This is a genomic window from Streptomyces luteoverticillatus, assembly GCF_003970715.1.
Classification (GTDB): Bacteria; Actinomycetota; Actinomycetes; order Streptomycetales; family Streptomycetaceae; genus Streptomyces; species Streptomyces abikoensis.
Genome location: NZ_CP034587.1, coordinates 4,551,518 through 4,566,115, shown reverse-complemented (window position 1 = coordinate 4,566,115; position 14,598 = coordinate 4,551,518). Strand labels below are relative to the sequence as shown.

The 14,598-nt window shown below is 70.6% G+C and carries 15 protein-coding genes; 6 read left to right on the top strand and 9 right to left on the bottom strand.

The features are described 5' to 3' along the window. Positions 1-90 precede the first annotated feature (90 nt). Positions 91-1,833 (top strand): chitinase, encoded by a 1,743-nt coding sequence (locus tag EKH77_RS20355; RefSeq protein ID WP_430980996.1) that lies wholly within the window; start codon positions 91-93, stop codon positions 1,831-1,833. A 61-nt stretch (positions 1,834-1,894) separates the two neighbouring features. Here the strand turns inward: EKH77_RS20355 and EKH77_RS20350 are convergent, their stop codons facing one another. Then, positions 1,895-2,773 (bottom strand): S1 family peptidase, encoded by an 879-nt coding sequence (locus EKH77_RS20350; RefSeq protein WP_126915767.1) that lies wholly within the window; start codon positions 2,771-2,773, stop codon positions 1,895-1,897. A 225-nt stretch (positions 2,774-2,998) separates the two neighbouring features. On the opposite strand from EKH77_RS20350, the gene EKH77_RS20345 reads away from it, so the two are divergent. Continuing rightward, on the top strand, positions 2,999-4,375 hold the full coding sequence (locus tag EKH77_RS20345) for a M14 family metallopeptidase (protein WP_126915766.1): 1,377 nt from the start codon (positions 2,999-3,001) through the stop codon (positions 4,373-4,375). A gap of 45 nt (positions 4,376-4,420) precedes the next feature. Here EKH77_RS20345 and EKH77_RS20340 read toward each other — a convergent pair whose 3' ends face one another. The 3 genes from EKH77_RS20340 to EKH77_RS20330 are packed head-to-tail and all read right to left on the bottom strand — an operon-like array spanning position 4,421 to position 6,674. Next, positions 4,421-4,846 (bottom strand): RidA family protein, encoded by a 426-nt coding sequence (locus EKH77_RS20340; RefSeq protein WP_126915765.1) that lies wholly within the window; start codon positions 4,844-4,846, stop codon positions 4,421-4,423. Next, complete coding sequence (locus tag EKH77_RS20335; RefSeq protein WP_126915764.1) at positions 4,843-5,622, bottom strand: IclR family transcriptional regulator; 780 nt, start codon at positions 5,620-5,622, stop codon at positions 4,843-4,845. Before EKH77_RS20335 ends, EKH77_RS20340 begins: the two co-directional genes overlap by 4 nt. Beyond that, positions 5,619-6,674, bottom strand: coding sequence for a sugar kinase (locus EKH77_RS20330; RefSeq protein WP_126918182.1), 1,056 nt, complete (start codon positions 6,672-6,674; stop codon positions 5,619-5,621). Before EKH77_RS20330 ends, EKH77_RS20335 begins: the two co-directional genes overlap by 4 nt. A gap of 177 nt (positions 6,675-6,851) precedes the next feature. Here EKH77_RS20330 and EKH77_RS20325 point away from each other — a divergent pair, with 177 nt between their 5' ends. From EKH77_RS20325 to EKH77_RS20310, 4 genes are all read left to right on the top strand, one after another. After that, entirely contained in the window at positions 6,852-8,171 is a 1,320-nt protein-coding gene (locus EKH77_RS20325; protein ID WP_240667444.1) for an alanine racemase, read from the top strand. 107 nt (positions 8,172-8,278) lie between these two features. Further along, the gene (locus EKH77_RS20320) at positions 8,279-9,895 is read left to right on the top strand and encodes an N-acyl-D-amino-acid deacylase family protein (protein WP_126915762.1); all 1,617 of its coding nucleotides are present in this window, start codon (positions 8,279-8,281) and stop codon (positions 9,893-9,895) included. A gap of 87 nt (positions 9,896-9,982) precedes the next feature. After that, positions 9,983-11,194 (top strand): pyridoxal phosphate-dependent aminotransferase, encoded by a 1,212-nt coding sequence (locus EKH77_RS20315; protein WP_126915761.1) that lies wholly within the window; start codon positions 9,983-9,985, stop codon positions 11,192-11,194. Positions 11,195-11,276: 82 nt separating this feature from the next. After that, positions 11,277-11,675, top strand: coding sequence for a hypothetical protein (locus EKH77_RS20310; RefSeq protein WP_126915760.1), 399 nt, complete (start codon positions 11,277-11,279; stop codon positions 11,673-11,675). On the opposite strand, the gene EKH77_RS20305 is transcribed toward EKH77_RS20310, so the two are convergent. The 5 genes from EKH77_RS20305 to EKH77_RS20280 form a co-directional block, all read right to left on the bottom strand. After that, the gene (locus EKH77_RS20305) at positions 11,659-12,147 is read right to left on the bottom strand and encodes a hypothetical protein (protein WP_126915759.1); all 489 of its coding nucleotides are present in this window, start codon (positions 12,145-12,147) and stop codon (positions 11,659-11,661) included. The two genes, EKH77_RS20310 and EKH77_RS20305, sit on opposite strands and share 17 nt — an antisense overlap. An 81-nt stretch (positions 12,148-12,228) precedes the next feature. Next, a complete protein-coding gene (locus EKH77_RS20300) occupies positions 12,229-12,453 on the bottom strand; it encodes a DUF397 domain-containing protein (protein WP_126915758.1) in 225 nt (74 codons plus the stop codon). A 529-nt stretch (positions 12,454-12,982) separates the two neighbouring features. Beyond that, positions 12,983-13,801 (bottom strand): helix-turn-helix domain-containing protein, encoded by an 819-nt coding sequence (locus EKH77_RS20290; RefSeq protein WP_276319258.1) that lies wholly within the window; start codon positions 13,799-13,801, stop codon positions 12,983-12,985. 14 nt (positions 13,802-13,815) lie between these two features. Beyond that, positions 13,816-14,325, bottom strand: coding sequence for a DUF6879 family protein (locus EKH77_RS20285; protein WP_126915755.1), 510 nt, complete (start codon positions 14,323-14,325; stop codon positions 13,816-13,818). Continuing rightward, positions 14,312-14,518 (bottom strand): hypothetical protein, encoded by a 207-nt coding sequence (locus tag EKH77_RS20280; protein WP_126915754.1) that lies wholly within the window; start codon positions 14,516-14,518, stop codon positions 14,312-14,314. The genes EKH77_RS20285 and EKH77_RS20280 overlap by 14 nt, the downstream gene beginning before the upstream one ends. Between the last annotated feature and the right edge of the window lie 80 nt (positions 14,519-14,598).

Genomic DNA, 14,598 nt, shown 5'->3' with positions numbered 1-14,598 from the left:
CGGTGGCCACCGTTCCGCATGAACACCCCCCAGTCACCCCCTCATTCACACTTCACAACAGCGTCAACTTCCTTCCCACCGGAGGCAGTAGTGGAACGCATACCTCATCGTCGGCACCGCAGCCGCCCGCCCCTCAGACGCCGCCTCGGCGGCGCCCTCGTCTCCTTCGCGCTCGCGGCCGGCGGCCTCGTGGCGCTGGGCGGTGCGAACGCGGTGACCGCCCGGGCCGCCACCCCGGCCTCCGCCGAGCCGAATCTCGTCAAGAACCCCGGCTTCGAGTCCGGCCTCTCCTCCTGGAGCTGTACCGGCGGCAGCGGCACGACGGTCGCCTCCCCCGCACACTCCGGCTCCGCCGCGCTCCGGGCCACCCCCACCGGCTCGGACACCGCCACGTGCGCGCAGAGCGTGAGCGTGCGGCCCAACTCCTCGTACACGCTGAGCGCGTGGGTGCGGGGCTCGTACGTCTACCTCGGCGCGAGCGGGACGGGCACCACGGACGTGTCGACGTGGACGCCGAACGCGGCCGACTGGCAGCAGCTCACCACCGGTTTCACAACCGGAGCGAACACCACCTCCGTCACGGTGTTCACCCATGGGTGGTACGGGCAGCCCGCCTACTTCGCCGACGACATCACCCTCACGGGTCCCGCCGGCGGTGACCCGGGCGATCCCGGCGGCCGGGTGCCCGACGCGCCGGGCGGGCTGGCGGCGGGCGCGGTCACCGCGTCGTCCGTGGCCCTGAGCTGGCAGGCCGCGCCCGGCGCGACCGGTTACACCCTCTACCGGGACGGCGCCAAGGCGCTGTCGACGACCGGTACGTCCGCCACCGTCACCGGGCTGGCGGCGGCCACCTCGTACCGCTTCCAGGTGACGGCGTCCAACGCCGCCGGCGAGTCGGCCGCCTCGGCGGCCGTCACCGCCACGACGGCCGGGGGCGGGGGCGGCACCCCGGGCGTGCCCCGGCACGCGGTGACCGGCTACTGGCAGAACTTCGACAACGGCGCCACCGTCCAGAAGATCGCCGACGTCCCGGCCGCGTACGACATCATCGCCGTCGCCTTCGCGGACGCGACGACGACACCCGGGGCCGTCGACTTCACCCTCGACCCGGCGCTGAAATACCCGGAGGCGGCGTTTAAAGCCGACATCGCCGCCAAACAGGCGGCGGGAAAGTCCGTCGTCATCTCCGTCGGGGGCGAGCGGGGCGCGGTGAGCGTCAACGACGCGACGTCCGCGAACAACTTCGCCGACAGCGTGTACGCGCTGATGCGGAAATACGGCTTCAACGGCGTCGACATCGACCTGGAGAACGGGCTGAACCCGACGTATATGACGCAGGCGCTGCGCGCGCTGTCGGCGAAGGCGGGCGACAAGCTCGTCATCACGATGGCGCCGCAGACGATCGACATGCAGTCGACGCCCTCGGGCTACTTCAGGACCGCGCTCGACATCAAGGACATCCTGACCGTCGTCAACACGCAGTTCTACAACAGCGGTTCGATGAACGGCTGCGACGGGAACGTGTACGCGCAGGGGTCGGTGGACTTCCTGACCGCGCTGGCCTGCGTCCAGCTGGAGGGCGGGCTGGACCCGTCCCAGGTGGGCCTGGGGGTGCCCGCCTCGCCGCGCGGCGCGGGCAGCGGGTACGTGGCGCCGTCCGTGGTCAACGCGGCGCTGGACTGCCTCACCAAGGGCACGAGCTGCGGTTCGTTCAAGCCGTCGCGTACGTATCCGGGGCTGCGGGGTGCGATGACGTGGTCCACGAACTGGGACGCCACGGCGGGCAACGCCTGGTCGAACGCGGTGGGGCCGCACGTCCACGGGTTGCCGTAGGCGAGCGGGTGCCGGACGGGCCGGGTCGGCCGGCCCGTCCGGCACCGCGGGGGCGAGCCGGTCAGCGGCGGGCCAGCTCCTCCCCCGCCGGCTTCGGGAGCTCGCAGCCCGGCAGGTCGAGGTCGATCTTGTTGCCGGTGTCGACGCACTTGGTGATGCCGTACGTCTGCTCGGCGTAGTTGATGCCCCGGCGGACGGTGACGGTGCCGTTCTCGTCGACCTCGCACGGGTTGTTCATCGTGCAGCGCTCGCCGTTCTCGTTGCCCGTGTTGTTGATGGCGACGACCTTGCCGGAGTTCGCGTCGATGACGGGCGAGCCGGACGTGCCACCTATGGTGTTGCAGGACGAGGTGTAGCGGAGCGAGTCCTTCCAGGTCCAGTCGGCCTCGCGGAGCTGGTGGACGAACCCGTCGACGTTGCAGGAGTAAATGCGCTTCCAGTAGCCGGAGACGACCTTGATGGGCGTGCCGGCGACGGGGTGGTCGCCCGAGAGACGGAGGGCGTCGATGCCGTACTGCTGCTTGATCCGCGCGTAGGTGGTGTTCAGCTCGTAGAGCGTGACGTCGGTGTCCGTCATCGTCGCGTACGAGACCTTGGTGGCCTGGAGCGTGGCGACCTTGCCGGCGGTGGAGTTGAGCAGGCTGAAGGTGCGGCTGGAGGGCTGGTCGACGAGGACCTCGCCGGGGCCGGGCATGCCGGTCTCCAGGCAATGGCCGTTGGTCATCACGAGGCCGGGGTCGTTGTCGGCCGAGTTGGGCATGCGGATCAGCGAGCCGGAACAGTTGCTCAGCGCCACGGTGCCGGCGAAGTCGACGGCTTTGGTCTTGGCCGCGGCCTGGGGCTGCGCGGTGGCCGGCGCGGCCGTGGCGGGTCCGGCGCCGGCGACGGTCGCCCCGGTGAGCAGCAGCGTCGTGAGCGCACCGACGAGAGGTCGTCTCATGGGGGGTGGTCCTCTCCGTTCAGAAGTGCATCCGGTTTTGACGTGTGCATTGTTGGGGCCGTTGTGGGCGCCCGGCAATCAAGCGGTCTGAAGTGGTGGGGAAGTTGGCTTGTTTCCCTCGCACACTTCTCCTTGACCTGCTCATGACATGCCTCGAACACTGGGGAGGATCGACACAGCGAACACCCCCCTCATTCGTCGCACGAACGCCCCTCAGGAGGCCGCATGCGACCCCACACCCCCCGTACCCGCAAGAGCCACGGCCGGTGGGCCGCCGCCACGGGCGCCGCCCTGCTCACCCTGGCCATGGCCGCCCCCGCGTCCTCGCACGGCGCGGACCGCCCGGACCGCTCGAACGGCACCCGGACGGACGGCACTCACGCGGATGAGATCCGTGCGAACGACACCCGCTCGTACGAGGTCGCCGGGCCGAGAACCGCCGCCCAGCGCACCGCCGTCGCCGCGACCGGCGTCTCGGTCGACGCCGTGCGGAAGGACTCCGTCGTCGTCACCGCCGACGCCGCGCAGGCCGGGCGCCTCCGCGCCATGGGCTACCGGGTGACGGCCCTGCCCGGCACCCCGGACCGCGGCCGCGCCGCCCGGCCGTACGACTTCCCGCCGGCGGACTCGAAGTACCACAACTACGCCCGCGCCATGGCGGAGATCGACGCGGACCTCGCCGCGTACCCGTCCCTCATGAGCAAGCAGGTCATCGGCAAGTCCTACGAGGGCCGGGACATCATCGCCGTGAAGGTCACCAACGGCTCGGCGACGACGGACGCCGCCAAGCCGGAGGTGCTCTTCACCCACCACCAGCACGCCCGCGAGCACCTGACCGTCGAGATGGCGCTGTACCTGCTCAAGGAGTTCGGCTCCCAGTACGGCAAGGACGCGCGCGTCACCAAGATGCTCGACAGCCGGGTGGTCTGGATCGTGCCCGACGTCAACCCCGACGGCGGCGAATACGACATCGCCACCGGCACCTACCGCGGCTGGCGCAAGAACCGGCAGCCCAACGCGGGTTCGAACTCGCGTGGCACGGACACCAACCGCAACTGGGACTACAAGTGGGGCTGCTGCGGCGGCTCGTCCGGCAGCACCGGCTCGGAGACCTACCGCGGCTCCGGCCCGGAGTCGGCCCCCGAGGTGAAGGTCGTCGCGGACTTCGTCCGCAGCCGCGTCGTCGGCGGCAAGCAGCAGATCAAGGCCGCCATCGACTTCCACACCTACAGCGAGCTGGTGCTCTGGCCGTTCGGCTGGACGTACGACGACACGGCGCCCGGCATGACGCAGGACGACCGCGACGCGTTCGCGGCCGTCGGGAAGTCCATGGCGGCGAGCAACGGCTACACGCCGGAGCAGTCCAGCGACCTGTACATCACCGACGGGTCGATCGACGACTGGCTCTGGGGGAACCAGAAGGTCTTCGCCTACACCTTCGAGATGTACCCGGACGCGAGCGGGGCGGGCGGCGGCTTCTACCCGCCGGCGTCGGTCATCGACCGCGAGGTGGCGCGCAACCGGGAGGCGGTGCTGCAGCTCCTGGAGAACGCGGACTGCATGTACCGGTCGATCGGGAAGGAGCAGCAGTACTGCTCATGACCGCCCCGCTCCGGCGCGGCTGAGCCTCAGCGGGCTCGCTGGGGTTCAGCCCAGTACCGCGAGCGCGTCGATCTCGATCAGGAGGCCCTTGGGCAGGCCGACGTAGACCGTCGTCCGGGCCGCAGGGGCCTCCTTCAGGTCGGCGAAGTAGTCGTTCCAGATCTCGTTCAGCTCCGCGAAGTGCTCCGTGTCCGTCAGGTAGACGCGCAGCATCACCACGTCCTCCCAGCTCGCGCCGCCCGCCTCCAGCACGGACCGGACGTTGGCCAGGGTCTGCAGCGTCTGCTCGCGCAGGGCCGGGCCGGCGACGACGGGGCCGTCCTGCCCGGGCTCGGCGGGCAGGAAGCCGACCTGGCCGGCGACCTGGAGGATGTTCCCCTTGCGCACGCCGTGCGAGAACTTCGCGGGCGGGGTGGTGTGGCCGACGGGGGTGACGGCGGTCTTGAGGGCCTTCGGGGTCTTGTCGCTCATGGCATCGCTTTCGTCGGGGAAACGGTCGCCGGGATCGAGATTCCGGAGTACTCGGCGCTGATCGCGTCCGCTGTGCGGCGCAGCAGCGGCAGCAGGGCGAGGAGTTCGTCGGAGGAGACGACGACGTTGGGCGCCGACACCGAGCAGGCGGCGACGACCCGTCCGTCGGGGCCCCGGACTGGGGCGCCGACGCAGTTGATGGACTCCTCGTGGCCGCCGAAGTCGGTGGCCCACCCGCGTTCCCGTACGGCGGCCAGCTCCTGGAGGAAGGCGGTGGCGTCGGGGGTGGAACGGGAGGTGTAGGCGGGGTAGTCGAGGCGGCCGGCGACGGCGCGGCGCTCGGGCTCGGGGAGGTCGGCGAGGAGCAGCTTGGCCACGGCCGCCACGGTGATCGCCACGGGCTTGCCGATGCGGGAGTACATCCGTACGGGGTAGCGGCTCTCGACCTTGTCGATGTAGAGGACCTCGTCGTCCTCGTACACGGCGAGGTGGACGGTGTGGCCGCACTTCTCGTTGAGGGCGACGAGGTGGGGGTGGGCGATCTCGCGGATGTCGAGGCTCTCGACGGCCTGCTGGGCGAGGGCGAAGAGGCGGGCGCCGAGGCGGTAGCGCTGGTCCTGCTGCCGGTAGACGATGCCGTGCTCGTGGAGGGTGCGCAGCAGGCGCAGCGCGGTGGACTTGTGGACGCCGAGGCGGCTCGCCACCTGTTCGAGGTTGGCGGGGCCCTCGGCGAGCAGCGGCAGGATGCTCAGGGCGCGGTCGACGGTCTGGCTCATGTGCGGGGGTCCTCTGTGCGGGAGTCCTCTGTGAGGGGGTCTGCCACCCGTATGTCCTTCGTCCGGGTGTCCGTGGTCCAGCCCGGGCCGAGTCGCAGTCTTCCCCAGGCGGCGGGGTCCAGTCCCGCCAGGGCGTCCGCGAGGGCGGCGGGCGGCGGTTCGGCGAGGTCGCCGGGGACGGTGAGGGCGGCGGCGGCCATGAGGTGGCCGTACCGGAGGCGCGCGGGCAGCGGGAGTCCGCGCAGGGTGGCGGAGAGGAAGCCGGCCGCGAAGGCGTCGCCCGCGCCGACGGGCGCGACGACGTCGACGGCGGGCGCGGGCATGGACACGACGGATTCCCGGGTGTGGGCCGTGGCTCCGGCGGCGCCCTGCTTGACGACGAGCACGGCGGGTTCGGGCAGGGCGGCGCGTATCGCGTCGGGGCCGCCGTCGATGCCCCAGGCGGCCTCGGCCTCGTCCTCGCCGACGAAGACGATGTCGCAGGCGCGGGCGAGCTCGGCGAGGACGCGCGGGCTCGTTCCGGCGTTCCGCCACAGCGCGGCGCGGTAGTTGACGTCGAAGGAGAGCAGCGGGCCGCCGCCCGGAGCTCGGTCGACGAGCTCGCGGAGCAGGGCCAGGCAGTCGGTGGAGAGGGCGGCCGTGATGCCGGTGAGGTGGAGGATCCGTCCGGCGTGGGCGGCCGTGCGGGGGATCAGGGCGGGCGACATGGCGGAGGCGGCCGATCCGGCACGGTAGTAGAGGGTCTCCGCGTGGTGCGGGGCGGTCGCACCGGGGGTCGTGGGCCGCTCACCCGCCGTCCGGAAGTACACGCCGGTGGGGCGGGCGGGGTCGTACTGGACGTGCGTGGTGTCCACGCCGTGGGCGGCGACGGCGGCCACCAGGTGGGTGCCGAAGGCGTCGGCGCCGACGCGGCTGATCCAGCGGGCGCGGTGGCCGCCGCGCGCCAGGACGCAGGCGACGTTCGACTCGGCGCCGCCGATGCCGCGGTCGAAGGACGGCACGTCGGCGAGGCGTCGCCCGGCTCCGGCCGGGCCCGGGCGGAGGACGACCATCGACTCGCCGAGGCACACGACGTCGGGGCCGCTCACGACATCCCCCTACCGTTGAGACCGTCGGACACTGTGAGACGCCGTTGACCCGGCACTTGCCGGGATGTTAGACACCGTGCAGCGCCACACGCAATGAACGTTGCAGAAAACGCAACGCGTCCCGATCCCTTGGGAGGCCCCATGGCCAGCACGGCCCGCACGGCCGGCACGCCCGCCGCCATAGCCACCGACGCCGTCGCCGAGCTCGCCCGGGAGCGGGTGGACCACCGGTTCAAGGGGCTGCCCCCGGACGCGGACGGCCGGAGCGTCGGCGAACTGGCGGCCGAGCGGCGCTCGCTGTTCACCGGCGGCTTCACCACGCCGGTGCTGGCCCTCTCCGCCGAGGCGCTGGACCACAACCTCGGGCTGATGGAGCAGTGGTCCGAACGGCACGGCCTGGCCTTCGCCCCGCACGGCAAGACGTCGATGGCCCCGCGGCTCTTCGAGCGCCAGCTCGACCGCGGCGCCTGGGGCATCACCGCCGCCACCCCCGCGCAGGTCCGCGTCTACCGCGCCTTCGGCGTGCGGCGGATCTTCCTCGCCAACGAGGTCGTCGACGCCGCCGCGCTGCGCTGGCTCGCGGGCGAGCTGGCCACCGACCAGGAGCTGCGGATCGTCACCTACGTCGACTCCGTGCGCGGCGTCGAGCTGATGGACGCCGCGCTGCGCGACGCGGGCGCGGGCCGCCCGCTGGACGTCGTCGTCGAGCTGGGCGCGGTGGGCGCCCGTACGGGCGTCCGTACGGAGGCGGAGGGCGAGGCCGTCGCGGACGCGGTGGCCGCCACCGCCACCCTGCGCCTGGTCGGCGTCGCCGGGTACGAGGCGGAGATCCCGGACGCGGACGCCGAGACCGTCGACGCGTGGCTGCGCCGGCTGACGGGGCTCGCGGTCGCCTTCGACAAGGCGGGCCGCTTCGCCGGTGTCGAGGAGATCGTGGTCAGCGCGGGCGGCAGCGCGTGGTTCGACGCCGTCGCGAGCGTCTTCGCAGAGCTTCCGCCGCTGTCCGCGCCGGTGCTCAAGCTGCTGCGCTCCGGCGCGTACGTCACCCACGACGACGGCCAGTACCGCCGCAAGACCCCCTTCAACCGCCACCCCGACGAGGGCGCCCTCCACCCGGCCTTCCGTCTCTGGGCCCAGGTCGTCTCCCGCCCCGAGACCGGCATGGCCTACCTCAACGCGGGCAAGCGCGACGTCTCCTACGACCTGGACCTCCCGGAACCGCAGGTCATCCGCTCCGCCCGCGACGGCTCCCTCCGCCCGGCCACGGGCCTGACCGTCACCCGCCTCGCCGACCAGCACGCCTTCGTCTCCCTCACGGGCGAGGAAGCGGAACGGCTGGAGGTCGGCGACTGGGTGGGCCTGGGCCTGTCGCACCCGTGCACGGTCTTCGAGAAGTGGCCGCTCATCCCGCTGGCGACGGCGGACGGAACGGTCACGGAATACGTCCGCACTTTCTTCTGACCGACCCCGCCGGTTGTGGTCACCCGTTCCGCTGGGCTGGGGGCACCTCCCAGCGGTAGCTGGGGGAGGGTGGGCACAACCGGACCACCGGCCCGCAGGGGACCCGCATGGACCTGGTCATCCGCAACGCCCGCGTCATGGACGGCACCGGCCGCCCCTCCTACCGAGCCGACGTCGCCCTCGCGGGCGGCCGGATCGCCGAGATCCACCGCGAGGGCGAAGGCCCCAGACCGTGGGCCCCCCGCACCCTCGACGCCACAGGCTTGGCGCTGGCGCCCGGCTTCATCGACATGCACGCCCACAGCGACCTCGCCCTCCTCCGCGACCCCGCCCACACCGCGAAGGCCGCGCAGGGGGTGACCCTGGAGGTCATCGGCCAGGACGGCCTGTCCTACGCGCCCGTCGACGACCGCACCCTCGCCGAGGTGCGCGCCCAGATCACCGGCTGGAACGGGGACGGCGCGGACATCGACTTCACGTGGCGCTCCGTCGGCGGCTACCTCGACCGCCTGGACCACGGCTTCGCCGGCGAGGGCATCGCCGTCAACGCCGCCTACCTCGTCCCCCAGGGCACCGTCCGCATGCTGGCCGTCGGCTGGGAGGACCGCCCGGCGACGGCCGCCGAGCTCGACCGCATGAAGCGCCTGGTCGCCGAGGGCCTGGCGCAGGGCGCGGTGGGCCTCTCGTCCGGGCTCACCTACACGCCCGGGATGTACGCCGACGACGCCGAGCTGACCGAGCTGTGCCGGGTCGTGGCGGAGTACGGCGGCTACTACTGCCCGCACCACCGCTCGTACGGGGCGGGCGCGCTCCGGGCGTACGCGGAGATGATCGAGCTCTCCCGGACGGCGGGCTGCGCCCTCCACCTGGCGCACGCCGTCATGAACTTCGGGGTGAACGAGGGCCGCGCCCCCGAGCTGCTGGCCCTGCTGGACGCCGCGCTGGCCGACGGCGCGGACATCTCCCTCGACACCTATCCCTACACCCCCGGCTCCACCACGCTCGCCGCTCTCCTCCCGGGCTGGGCGGGCGAGGGCGGCCCGGAGGCGATCCTGGCCCGGCTGCGCGACGACGCGACGGCGGCCCGGATCCGGCACGCGCTGGAGGTGACGGGTTCGGACGGCTGCCACGGGGTGACCGTCGACTGGGAGAGCGTGGAGATCTCGGGCGTATCGAACTCGGCCCTCGCGCGATATATCGGCCGAAGCATCGCCCACTCGGCGCGCGAGCGGGGCGAGGAACCATGGACGACGGCCCGCCGGCTCCTGCTCGAAGACGATCTGGGCCCCACGATCCTCCAGCACGTCGGCCACGAGGAGAACGTCCGCACGATCATGCGGCACGCGGTACACACGGGCGGCAGCGACGGGATCCTGCACGGCGCGAAACCGCATCCGCGCGCCTACGGAACGTTCCCGCACTACCTGGGCCACTACGTCCGGGAGCTGGGAGTGCTCTCCCTGGAGGAGTGCGTGGCGCATCTCACGTCACGTCCGGCGGCCCGGCTGAGGCTGCCGGACAGGGGCTTGATCCGCGAGGGACACCACGCCGACGTCGTTCTCTTCGATCCGGAAACGGTTGCCGCCGGTGCCACTTTCGAAGCCCCACGGACGCTTCCGACCGGTATTCCTTATGTCCTGATTGCCGGACGCTTTGTGATGGAAGACGGACGCCGGACGGACGTACTGGCCGGACGGACAGTACGCCGCACGCCGACGACCTGACCTGGGCATTACAGGTGGGCCGGATGCGACCAAAGCGACGGAAGAAAGCGCGCGCACGGCATGTGGCGCCCCCGTATGGTGGCCGTCATGCAGGTGATCCAGTCAACGAAGCTCGCCAACGTCTGCTACGAAATCCGTGGCCCGGTGCTCGAGGAGGCCATGCGGCTGGAAGCGGCAGGTGAGCGCATCCTCAAGCTGAACACCGGCAACCCCGCGATCTTCGGTTTCGAGTGCCCGCCCGAGATCCTCGAGGACATGCTGCGCAACGTGGGCGACGCCCACGGCTACGGCGACGCGAAGGGCCTGCCCGCCGCCCGCCGCGCGGTGGTGCAGCACTACGAGACCAAGGGCATCGAGCTGTCCGTCGAGGACGTGTACCTCGGCAACGGCGTCTCCGAGCTGATCCAGATGTCGATGCAGGCGCTGCTCGACGACGGCGACGAGGTCCTCGTCCCCGCGCCGGACTACCCCCTGTGGACCGCGTCCGTCTCCCTCGCGGGCGGCACGGCGGTGCACTACCGCTGCGACGAGCAGTCGGACTGGATGCCGGACCTGGCCGACATCGAGAGCAAGGTGACGGACCGCACCAAGGCGATCGTCATCATCAACCCCAACAACCCCACGGGTGCGGTCTACGACGACGAGATGCTGCGGTCCCTCACGGAGATCGCCCGCCGTCACAATCTGATCGTCTGCTCCGACGAGATCTACGACAAGATCCTCTACGACGGCGTCACCCACACCCCGACCGCCGCCATCGCCCCGGACCTGCTGACCCTCACCTTCAACGGCCTGTCCAAGGCATACCGGGTGGCGGGCTACCGCAGCGGCTGGATGGCGGTCTGCGGCCCCAAGGCCCACGCCGACAGCTATATCGAGGGCCTGACGATCCTCGCCAACATGCGGCTGTGCGCCAACATGCCCGCGCAGTACGCGGTGGCCACCGCGCTCGGCGGCCGGCAGTCGATCAACGACCTGGTACTGCCGGGCGGCCGGCTGCTGGAGCAGCGCGACGTGGCGCACGAGCTGCTCACCCAGATCCCGGGCGTCACCTGCGTCAAGCCGAAGGGCGCGCTCTACGCGTTCCCCCGGCTGGATCCCAAGGTCTACAAGATCAAGGACGACCGGCAGATGGTCCTCGACCTGCTCCGGGCCGAGAAGATCATGGTGGTCCACGGCACGGGCTTCAACTGGCCGGAGCCGGACCACTTCCGCCTGGTCACCCTGCCCTCCACCAAGGACCTGGCGGACGCGGTCACCCGGATCGGCAACTTCCTGGACGGCTACGGACAGCCGTAACCCCGCCCCACTCTGCAACGGGGACAACTTTAGACAGGGTCTAAGTTAGGATGGCCTTCAGAGGTAACTCAGGAGGCCATCCATGTACGAGCCGACCCGCACCAAGCACACGGTTTGCACGCACGGGCCGCACCGCTCCCGCGAGGAGGAGCTCACCATCCGGCTCGCCGGCCATCTCACGGCCCTGCTCACCGTGACGGACGAGCTCCGCGCGCTGACCCCGTCGCCCGAACTGGACGACGCCGCGCACCGACTGGCCCTGCGCGTACAACACCTGCGCGGCAGCGCCCCACTCCGAGCCCGGCCGACGACCCCCACCCCCACCCCGACCCACGTCACCGCCCTCCACCAGCGCGCCCACACCCTCGCCGGCCAGGCCCTGGTCGTCGCCACCCAACGCGGCGACGCGACGGGCGCGGCCCTGGCGGCGGAGCGCCTCCACGCCCACGCGGCGAAGCTGGGCATCACGGACGGGATGTAACGCCCGCGCCGACTTCCGGGCAGGGCAGAGCGGGTTCGGCGCGGTTGGGTGAGCACGTCACGAGGGCGACGGAATGGAAGACGGTGCCGTTGAGGTAGTGGCCGAGGGACACGTCGCCTCCCCATGTGAGCCGTTCGACCGCCGCCTTCACCAGGAGCACCAGCCTGGCCGCCTCCCGATCGTCCTCAGAGGCGAACCGGGGTGCGAACTCGGTGAGCTGGAGGCCGAGCCATGCGCCGGCGTCCTTGGGTTCCTCCCATGTTCCCCGGATCATCGAGGGCGGTTTCATCAGCCAGTGCGCTGTCTGGATCGGGGGAACGTCAGACGTCGGGAACACGGCCACGGCCTCCCGGTACCGGTCGACCACGTCCTTCTCACTGCCTGCTGTCGGGGGTTGGCCGGGTGGTCTGCGGATGCTCTCTTTGTCGAAGGTCTTCTTCTCCCCGAGCCATGCGTAGCCGTGGTGGTGCACCGCTGCTCCGTTCCGTGGAATGGCGACGGCCCCGCCCGTCGGCGCGAGGGCAGGGCCGTCAGTTCAGGCGGTTCGGGCGGTTCAGGCGGACAGTGCGAAGCGGGCGGGGTCGATGCCCGCCGCGTTCAGCTCCGCCGTGGTGAAGCGCAGCGGTTCGGCGTCGGGGCGCTTGCTGTCACCCACGGCCCACGCGTCCGGCCCGATCTTCGCCAGCGTCACGCACGCCTCGCCGTCCGGATGGGTGTTGCCTCCGCACGCCTTCGAGAACTCGGCCCAGTCGATCGGGAGTTCGTACAGGTCGGTCATCGGTATGTCCTTCCTGATCTGCCTGACGGCCGCTGGAGGCCGTCCTTCGCCCGCAGTGGGCGGAAGCGTTGGAGGTGGGTGCTCCGGCTTCCCTGGGTCCGGAACCGATGCCCTCACCGCCCAGGGCGGCACCCCAGCCAAGGGGCGGACCGGGGGAGAGAACCTGAGCACGTCAGCCCAGACGGGACACGTCCTGTCCCTGTTCAAGCCTTGTCCGGTCGGGGGCTTACCTGTCACTCCGCCGGGGAGACGGACCAGTGACAGGAACCATCACGCCGCAGCCGTTCCCCGGCGTGGGCACTGTCCCGCGTGTCGGTACACCGCCACGGGCGGACCAGCAGCCTGCTGAATGGTTCCCCTGCGGACCGGATCGAGAGGCTTCACGTCGCGGCGACAGACGGAGCACTTCGCTCCATGGGGCGCATAGGTCACGTACTCCCATTCATCGGTCCCGGCCGCCATCGCGTACCCCTTCACTGCCGTCTGTGTGCGTCAGGAGTCGATGGTGTCCGGGTCGGGGCGTCGGGATCTAGCTGGTTTCCTGTTCGTGAAAGAAGTCGTCCCGGATGGCCTCGACGACGACTCGCATGTCGGCGCCGTAGACAGCGACCGAGGCGAACCGTTCGAACGTCTCCGAGTACTGCTGAATGTCTCTCGGCTCGCGCGTGCTGACCTCCGAATGGAACGTCTCCACAATGACCAGCCGATCGTCATGCAGGCTGAAGCACGTCATCGGGAAGTCCGGCATCAAGCCGGACAACGGGATCACGCCGAGCCTGACGTTGGGCAATCGAGACAGGGACAGCAGCCGGTCGAGTTGCAGCGCCATGACGACGGGCGCGCAGATGCGCCATCTCAGAACGTGCTCACAGATGAGGAATTCGAAGGTCCGGCGTGGCTCGTAGAGCACCGTTTGACGCTCGAGCCGTGCGGCTACGGTCTTGGCCTTGCACTCGTCTGACAAGCCGGGCGGTAGGGAGAAGACGGCGTAGGCGTACTCCGGGGTCTGGAGCAAGCCGGGAATCAGTTGTCCCTGAAAGAGTCGGAGAACAGCTGTCCGGGCCTCGATGGCCTTGATTGCCTTCTGGTGTTTCCAAGGCCCCATCCGGCGCAGCACACGCCACGCCGTGGCCTCGGTGGCCTCGGCTCTCGCCGCCTCCAGGAACTCGGCCTTGGCCGCTTCCGATACCCCCAGGGCGGTCAGGATCAGGTCGGCGTCGGTAACGCTGGGCAGGACCTTGCCTGTCTCGATCTTCGAAAGCTTCCCCGCGGACATGGCGGACCTACGGGCGACGGTCTCACCGGTGAGTCCCGATGTCACCCTGAGCGCCCGCAAAGCAGTTCCCAGTTCCGTGCGTCGGCTCAGTAGCGCATGCTCCAGTACTCCGCGAACGGAACGGCGTGGGCCGAGGCGATGTCCCGGTACTGCCGATACTCGGCGAGCCGATCCGCCGACAGGAGCTCCGCTCCCGCGAACCGCCCGCCTGCCGTGTAGTGCATCCGGTAGACGTCGGCGTCGTCAAACAGCCAGAAGTCGTGATCCGGGAGGCCGGATACCTCTCTCTCCGACAGGTCGATGATCCCGACGGACTCCCCGGCCGTGATGTTCCCGGGGTATGCCGACAGCTCGTAGCGGAGGTAGTCGGTGAGCGGCGACCGAAGGACGTGCACACGGGCCACGGACTTCCCTCGGTCCGTCATGGACCGCACCCACGGATTGTCATGCCACTCGGGTGGCATCGGTTTGCCCGCCAGGAAAGCTTCGAACTCTTCTCGTTCGTCCTCGATGTCGTAGGCGGCAAGGGTCTCCAGGCGGAATGCCGAGCACTCGAAGGTCTCGAACAGTCGGCCGAACTCTTCACCGCTGAGCACGGAAATACCCCTCCAGGACGGCGGCCGGAACCAGGACGGCGGATTCCCCTTCGGGCAAGTCGAGCTGCGCCAGCCGTTCGGGATCGGTGACGACGTACCCCTGAACCACGTAGCTTCCCGCGTCCTCCGTCGCCCACAAGGTCGGGCACGTCCCGTTCTTGCAGTCCGGATCACCCGACAGCTTCCGCAGCATCCCTTGCCCCCCTCGCATCGGTGGTGCGTCCGTCATGTCGATGCTCCCGAGACGATTACGGCACGGTCAAGGACTGATCC

Excerpts from the sequence above, each read along its gene's own strand:
- EKH77_RS20350 (WP_126915767.1), bottom strand. The coding sequence starts at position 2,773 with ATGAGACGACCTCTCGTCGGTGCGCTCACGACGCTGCTGCTCACCGGG.
- EKH77_RS20345 (WP_126915766.1), top strand. The coding sequence starts at position 2,999 with ATGCGACCCCACACCCCCCGTACCCGCAAGAGCCACGGCCGGTGGGCC.
- EKH77_RS20340 (WP_126915765.1), bottom strand. The coding sequence starts at position 4,846 with ATGAGCGACAAGACCCCGAAGGCCCTCAAGACCGCCGTCACCCCCGTC.
- EKH77_RS20335 (WP_126915764.1), bottom strand. The coding sequence starts at position 5,622 with ATGAGCCAGACCGTCGACCGCGCCCTGAGCATCCTGCCGCTGCTCGCC.
- EKH77_RS20330 (WP_126918182.1), bottom strand. The coding sequence starts at position 6,674 with ATGGTCGTCCTCCGCCCGGGCCCGGCCGGAGCCGGGCGACGCCTCGCC.
- EKH77_RS20325 (WP_240667444.1), top strand. The coding sequence starts at position 6,852 with ATGGCCAGCACGGCCCGCACGGCCGGCACGCCCGCCGCCATAGCCACC.
- EKH77_RS20320 (WP_126915762.1), top strand. The coding sequence starts at position 8,279 with ATGGACCTGGTCATCCGCAACGCCCGCGTCATGGACGGCACCGGCCGC.
- EKH77_RS20315 (WP_126915761.1), top strand. The coding sequence starts at position 9,983 with ATGCAGGTGATCCAGTCAACGAAGCTCGCCAACGTCTGCTACGAAATC.
- EKH77_RS20310 (WP_126915760.1), top strand. The coding sequence starts at position 11,277 with ATGTACGAGCCGACCCGCACCAAGCACACGGTTTGCACGCACGGGCCG.
- EKH77_RS20300 (WP_126915758.1), bottom strand. The coding sequence starts at position 12,453 with ATGACCGACCTGTACGAACTCCCGATCGACTGGGCCGAGTTCTCGAAG.
- EKH77_RS20280 (WP_126915754.1), bottom strand. The coding sequence starts at position 14,518 with ATGCTGCGGAAGCTGTCGGGTGATCCGGACTGCAAGAACGGGACGTGC.